The sequence below is a fragment of the Bartonella sp. AD328YNZD genome (genome assembly GCF_042196425.1).
In genome coordinates this window covers 9929-14008 of the sequence record NZ_JBHIQG010000036.1, presented here as the reverse complement: position 1 = coordinate 14008, position 4080 = coordinate 9929, and the positions used below count along the sequence as shown (strand labels likewise).

Here is a 4080-nt window from a genome sequence, read left to right as displayed (position 1 = left end):
ATGAGAGGATAAAATGCCCATAATGTACAAGCATTTTGCCCTCTCACATCAATAATTAACTCCATTTAAAAGCCAATTTTAAAGTTAGCTATGCGCAAAAATATCAACTTCCGCCCATCCTAAAAGATCAAGCCTAGCTCTCATAGGCAAAAATTGAAAGCATGCCTTGGCAACATTTTCTCGCTCTTCACGTCTTAAACGTTCTTCAAATATAACCTTTAAACGATGCAAATATAACACATCCGACGCAGCATATTCAATTTGTGCCTGTGATAACGTTTCTGCTGCCCAATCGGAAGATTGTTGCTGTTTAGAAATATTCACATTCAGCAATTCATTACAAACTTCTTTTAAGCCATGACGATCCGTATAAGTACGCGTGAGTCTAGAAGCAATTTTTGTACAAAAAACAGCTTCTGGCATAACACCAAATGTATGCGCTAAAATAGCAAGATCAAAACGCCCAAAATGAAATATTTTGGTAACCGCGTTATCTTCAAGAAGCTTGACCAAATTAGGTGCACTCTTTTGTCCTTTAGCAATTTGTATAATATCAGCAGTACCATCTCCGGAAGAAAGCTGCACAACACATAAACGATCACGATGCGGTTGTAAGCCTAAAGTTTCGGTATCAATCGCAATAGCATCAGTTTTATAATTGTCTAAGTTTGGTAAATCACCTTGATGAACACGAATCTCAGCCATTTACCCTCCTATTTGCTAAAGCTGCAAGAATACGCGCCCAAGACCGCTGCCCCTTATGAAACGATTTTAAATTATACTTTTCATTGGGAGAATGAATACGATCATTATATAATGCAAATCCAACCAGAACAGATTCCATATCAAGAATTGACTGAAAATCTCCCACAACCGGAATTGATCCCCCCATAGCGTCGAGTATAGCAGGATTGCTCCATTCTTGCGACAAAGCTTCTTTTACGGCCTTGATAAAAGGTGAATCATAAGGAATTTGAATTGCAGAAGAACCACCATGCCCCTTAAATTCAACAGTACAATCAGCAGGAATAAGACCGCACACATAATGACGGAAAGCTTGGCGTATTTTCTCTGGATCTTGCTTATGCACTAAACGAAAAGATACTTTCGCATTCGCTTGAGAAGCAATAACTGTTTTTATTCCTTCTCCTTCATAACCACCACTAATCCCGTTAACTTCTGCTGTAGGACGCGCCCATACAAGTTCTAAAATGCTCCGTCCTTTTTCACCAGCAGGAATGGAAAGTCCTATAGGACCAAGAAAATTTTCAGCAGTACAATTCAGGGCATTCCATGATTGCAAAATCTGTGAAGGTGTTTCTTCAACTCCATCATAAAAACCTGGAAGCGTTACACGACCATTGTCATCATGAAGTCCTGCTAAGATTTTTGTTAAAATATGAATAGGGTTAGCAGCTACCCCTCCATAAGCACCAGAGTGCAAGTCACGATCGGCTGCTGTAATCGTAACCTCTTCTCCTAAAATACCCCGAAGAGCAATACAAACAGATGGTGTATCGGCATCCCACATTGCTGTATCACAAACCAATGCACAATCAGCCTTAAGTTCATCCCTATTTTCTTTTAAAAAAGGAACAAGAGAAGGAGAACCACTTTCTTCTTCTCCCTCAAATAAAACAGTAACCTTAATGGGAAGTTGCCCCGTTTCTTTCTTAAATGCACGACATGCCTCAACAAAGGTCATGAGCTGACCTTTGTCATCAGAAGCGCCACGAGCACAAATAACTTTTTCTCCATCTTTTTCCTTTAATGAAGGATTAAATGGATCATCTTCCCATAAATTTAATGGATCAACAGGTTGAACATCATAATGTCCATAAAATAACACATGCAGACAATCATCTGAAGGCCCTGGATGATGTCCAACAACCATTGGATGACCTGGTGTATCACGCCGTGAAGCCTCAAAACCTATTGTTTTTAAATCTTCTACCAACCAATCAGCTGCTTTACGACATTCATCCTTATAAGCCAAGTCTGTAGAAATCGATTGGAAACGTAAAAGAGAAAAAAGGCGTTCAAGGCTCTTTCCTATATTCTCATCAAGATGTGTTAATACTTTATTCAACATAAAAAAAACCTCTCAAGCCTCGTATATTCGTATAATTGTAAGAACCTGACTTTAAGCCTCTTGTAGGATTTTGCAAGACACCTTATTCATTTTTGACACTGTGAGCAGTAAAAACTTGAACGCCCAGCCTGTAAAATACGTATAATAGGCGTTCCACATTCCAAACATTCCTTGCCTTCTCGTCCATAAACTGAAAAAGCGTGTTGAAAATAACCAAGTGAACCATCTATATGCATATAATCACGTAAAGAAGAGCCACCGGACAAAATGGCTTCAGAAATCACATTGCGTATATTTTGTGCTAAAGAATCTGCAAATTCACGTGCACGTGTCGTTTTTGATGCCAATGTAAATGCACTACGTTGTGGAGATAAACGACTCCGCCAAAGTGCTTCGCAAACATAAATATTCCCAAGACCCGAAACAATAGACTGATCAAGTAAAACGCCCTTGAGAGACATTTTTTTATTAACAAAAGCCTTTTGTAAATAACGACCAGAAAACGAATTACTCATAGGTTCAAGCCCTAGCTTATTTAAAAGCGGATGTTCATAAAGCCTGTCCGTATCGACTAAAAGCATAAACCCAAAGCGACGCACATCATTATAAATAAGATGATAAAATTCACCATCCCTTGTCTGAATATCCATGATAAAATGGTCATGCTTAACCAATTTATTTCTCGTTGAAAAAGCTTTTCTCAAAATGTCATTCTCTATACGCCATGAACCAGACATTCCTAAATGGCTTAAAATCGTTTCATTATGAGAAAGATGAAATAATAAATACTTCGCACGTCGACCAAGTTCTATAATTTTTCTGCCGATAAGGCGCTCAGAAAACGCCTCAGGAAAAGGAAAACGCAAATCTCTACGATTAAGTTTGACAGATACTATCTTTGCATCAGTTACAACGGACTCAAGTCCACGACGAACTGTCTCTACTTCAGGAAGCTCAGGCATTACTCTTCTTTAATAATTATACACTTTCCAATCGTATGACTGATAAATTGGCTTCTTCCCCCCCCCTCCTCAAAGAACGAAGACTTCCTCTACATCTACTAAACAAATTCTTGATGAGTGGATTTTACTTGGCTTTCTACTCATGTGAGTCATTTAACTAAAGGCTTTATGGCCAAACCCTGCCTTGAATATATACCACACACTCTAAAATACTTAGCGTATCAATGAGACTTGCATACCACCCCACCTTAAATGACGAAGTTTTACAGCATAACAGAATTAAGTCCATTCACCCTTACGAAATACAGGAACTCTTACACCATCTTGGGTAATGCCATCTATGTCAATTTCACCAGAACCAATCATCCAGTCAATATGAATGACACTTTTATTTCCACCACGTGCTGCAATCTCTTCTGACGTCAATGATGCCCCATCTAAAAAGCATTTGGAATAACACTGCCCTAAAGCAATATGACATGCAGCATTTTCATCAAATAAGGTATTATAAAAAAGGAGGTCACTCTTAGAAATTGGTGAAGAATGGGGCACAAGAGCAACTTCACCTAAGCGACTAGCCCCTTCATCACTTTGCAAAACCTGTTGCAAAACTTCCTGACCTGTTGATGCACGAGCCTCAACAATACGCCCTGCTTCAAAACGCATCTCAATATTATCAATCAGTGCTCCTTGATAAGAAAGAGGCTTGGTCGAACGAACAAAACCCTCAACCTTATGAGCATGAGGCGTGGTGAAAACTTCTTCAGTCGGAATATTAGGATTGCAAACAACACCATTTTGAGCCGCAGATGCACCACCATGCCATTCATGATCATCTGCCAAACCAACTGTTAAATCGGTACCTGGTCCTGTAAAATGCAAAGCAGAGAAACGCTGCTCATTAAGCCAAGATGACCGTTGTTTCAAAGCTGCATTATGGACACTCCATGCATGCACTGGATCTTCTTCTGTAACACGTGAAGCAGAAAAAATTGCATCAGCTAATTTTTTAATCGCCTCATTAAG

The 4080-nt window shown here is 39.2% G+C and carries 4 protein-coding genes; all 4 read right to left on the bottom strand.

The annotated features are described in order from the left end of the window. Positions 1 to 84: 84 nt before the first annotated feature. Positions 85 to 705, bottom strand: coding sequence for a ribonuclease D (locus ACFIO3_RS03225; protein WP_375606813.1), 621 nt, complete (start codon positions 703 to 705; stop codon positions 85 to 87). Beyond that, entirely contained in the window at positions 698 to 2092 is a 1395-nt protein-coding gene (locus tag ACFIO3_RS03220; protein ID WP_375686584.1) for a M20/M25/M40 family metallo-hydrolase, read from the bottom strand. The genes ACFIO3_RS03225 and ACFIO3_RS03220 overlap by 8 nt, the downstream gene beginning before the upstream one ends. An 86-nt stretch (positions 2093 to 2178) precedes the next feature. Continuing rightward, on the bottom strand, positions 2179 to 3054 hold the full coding sequence (gene mutM / locus ACFIO3_RS03215; RefSeq protein WP_375704103.1) for a bifunctional DNA-formamidopyrimidine glycosylase/DNA-(apurinic or apyrimidinic site) lyase: 876 nt from the start codon (positions 3052 to 3054) through the stop codon (positions 2179 to 2181). Between the two features lie 279 nt (positions 3055 to 3333). Continuing rightward, positions 3334 to 4080: aminopeptidase (locus ACFIO3_RS03210; protein ID WP_375704102.1), on the bottom strand; the 747-nt coding region annotated here is incomplete at its 5' end.